Genomic DNA, 2,835 nt, shown 5'->3' with positions numbered 1-2,835 from the left:
GAACTATACCTTTACCCTTTACCCTTTAACCTTTTCCCCTCTTCTGTTCCCTACACTGGTGACAATACCTTGATCTTTTCTTCTAAAGAGTTCATCAAGGACTGGAACGGCTGGATGAACTTGTCAATACCTTCAGCTAAGAGTTCATCCATGACGGTATCGAGATTGATGTTGATGTCGGGATCTTTGAGGTTTTCGATCAGCTTGTATGCTTCATCTACATCTGTTTCTATAGGATGCCTGCCGTCGGCTTCGCCAACGCCTACGTTGCAATGATCGGCACAAGCTTTGATGGTGGTTGGTGGTAGGGTGTTTACGGTATCTTTACCAATCAACTCATCGACATACATCACATCGCTGTAATTGGGGTTTTTAGTGCTGGTGCTAGCCCACAGTAGCCGTTGTACTTTGGCTCCTTTTGCTGCTAAAGCTTGCCAACGTTGGCTTTGCCCGCCGGAGGCATCGCTTTCGATGATTTTCTTGTATTCTTGGTAGGCAATCTTGGCGTTGGCGATCGCTACTTTTCCTTGAACAGCTCTGAGCTTGGCTTCGAGGTTAATATCATCAACACCTTTTTTCAACTTAGCATCTATTTTGGCGTCGATGTTGTTATCAATCCGGCTGAGGAAGAAACTGGCCACTGAAGCTATTTTGCTGATGTCTTTACCTTCCTGTAGCCGTTTTTCTAAACCCCGAATATATGCCCAAGCTGTGTTGACGTAACTTTCTACAGAAAACAGCAATGTGATGTTAACATTGATGCCTTCAGAAATAGCTTGTTCCACTGCTGGCAAACCAGCTTCAGTACCGGGAATTTTAATCATTAAATTTTCCCGCCCAATTTCTTGGAAATAGCGTCTGGCTTCGGCTATTGTTGCTTGGGTATCGTGGGCAATGGTAGGCGGTACTTCAATACTCACATAACCATCTAGGTAATTTGAGCTTTCATAAACTGGGCGTAAAATATCACAGGCACTACGAATATCTGCAAAAATCAGCGATTCGTAAATTTTGTATGTTGGTAGACCAGCTCGAACTCCGGCTTCTATGTCAGCATCATAAATGACGTTGCCTGCGATCGCTTTTTCAAAAATCGCTGGATTGGAAGTTATTCCAGCAATTCCTTGATTTTCAACCAAGTCTCGGAGTTCCCCTGATTGAATAATGTCACGGCTCAAATTATCCATCCAGATACTTTGACCGTATTGTTTAATTTCTAGTAGATGATTGGTTGCCATAACCTAGTTTTTCCCACTCCTGTATGATGTTTCCTAGTGAAGTTGGCATCCATCAATTTCTCAAACAGCTATCATTTCACATCTGTTAATTATTAGGTGTTGAATACTGTTGATTATTAACGGTGACTTCTGAATTGTGCCGTTGCCAATCACTTATCGCATCGACCAGCTGAAATAATCCTTAATTGATTTTTCAGAAGTGCTATTGTGCATCAACAATCCTAAATCACCATGATTAACCTTAAATTAATGAAATCTAAATGCATACTTGACGTTTTTTCATCCTCATTTAATGACCGTTTTGAATAAAAGACTCGACTTTAGCCACATCTTCTTTACTACCAATAATTAAAGGTGTGCGCTGATGCAATTTTTTTGGCACTACGTCTAAGATATCAACTAGTCCTGTAGTGGCACGACCGCCTGCTTGCTCGATCAAAAAGGCTAAAGGTGCGGTTTCATAAAGCAAACGCAATTTCCCTTCTGGTTTTTGAATTGTACCTGGGTAGAGAAATACACCACCTTGAACTAAAATTCTGTGGATGTCGCTCACCATTGCTCCGCTATATCGAGCGGTATAGCCTTCTGTGCGGTGAACGTAGCGGATGTATTCCCGAATTGATTCTTCCCATTGCCAGAAGTTACCCTCATTCACGCTGTAAACAGCACCGTGGTTGGGAATGCGGATATTTTCTTCTGTGAGAATAAATTCGCCTAAACTGGGGTCGAGGACAAAGGAATGAACCCCCTTACCTATAGTATAAACTAGCATTGTGCTAGGGCCATAGAGGATGTATCCGGCGGCAATTTGCTTGCGTCCGTTGGCTAACAGGTCACTTGCTTGGCGATCGCTATCAGTTCCTTCTTGTTGGCGAATAGCGAAAATGGAACCTAAGCTGAGATTGATATCAGTGTTTGATGAACCGTCAATGGGGTCGTAAAGCAGAGTATAACGCCCAATGGGGCAATTTTCTGGGATATAGTAAGGTTTTTCCATTTCCTCAGAAGCTAGCCGACAAACTAAGCCGCTTTGCTTAAATACAGAGATAAAAACATCGTTGGCATAGACATCCATTTTTTTAACGGATTCACCTTGCACGTTCACTTCCCCAGTGAATCCCAAGACACCTTCCATCAAACCAGCCCGACTCATGCGGCGCGCAACCAGTTTACCAGCCAAGGCGATACGATTCATCAGCGCACTCAAATCTTGTGCATCTGCCGAAAAACTTTGAAGTTGCTGTAAAACGTGACGTGATAAAGTTGTACAATCACGATCTAAAGCTTTGTCTGTAGCGTCGTTGAAAGACTTGTCTAAAGATTCTGGCGCTTGAGTCATTTTTGTCTTCTCCGTAGCCACTAGCTGTGAGTTGGGTTATTTGTCGCAACTTTATGGTCGCTGTCTCTATCTTAGAAAGGTAATTTGAGAACTTAGATGCGCCTTTAGACAAACTAAAGAAATGCCCAAATTACCATCTTTGATTGCAACGCCAGTATCAGCAGCACCTAAAGTGATAACTGCGATCGCTATTTGTACACTATCCAACAATGCAGCTTTGTAAAGTGGCGAGTGGGGGTATGAGGGAGAGGGGGAGAT

Annotated in this window: 3 protein-coding genes; all 3 read right to left on the bottom strand. The window is 42.9% G+C overall.

What is annotated here, in order from left to right:
- Positions 1-50: 50 nt before the first annotated feature.
- Positions 51-1,238, bottom strand: coding sequence for a transaldolase (gene tal / locus GNE10_RS33505; RefSeq protein WP_185570357.1), 1,188 nt, complete (start codon positions 1,236-1,238; stop codon positions 51-53).
- A 289-nt stretch (positions 1,239-1,527) separates the two neighbouring features.
- A complete protein-coding gene (fbp, locus tag GNE10_RS33500) occupies positions 1,528-2,577 on the bottom strand; it encodes a class 1 fructose-bisphosphatase (RefSeq protein WP_185570356.1) in 1,050 nt (349 codons plus the stop codon).
- A 66-nt stretch (positions 2,578-2,643) separates the two neighbouring features.
- Positions 2,644-2,835 (bottom strand): hypothetical protein (locus tag GNE10_RS33495; RefSeq protein WP_221643094.1); only part of this gene is annotated, 192 nt, incomplete at its 5' end.

It is taken from the genome of Nostoc sp. 2RC, assembly GCF_014222165.1.
GTDB classification, from domain to species: domain Bacteria; phylum Cyanobacteriota; class Cyanobacteriia; order Cyanobacteriales; family Nostocaceae; genus Nostoc; species Nostoc linckia.
Note: the sequence above shows the minus strand (reverse complement) of the source record. Positions and strands in the feature narration are given on the sequence as shown.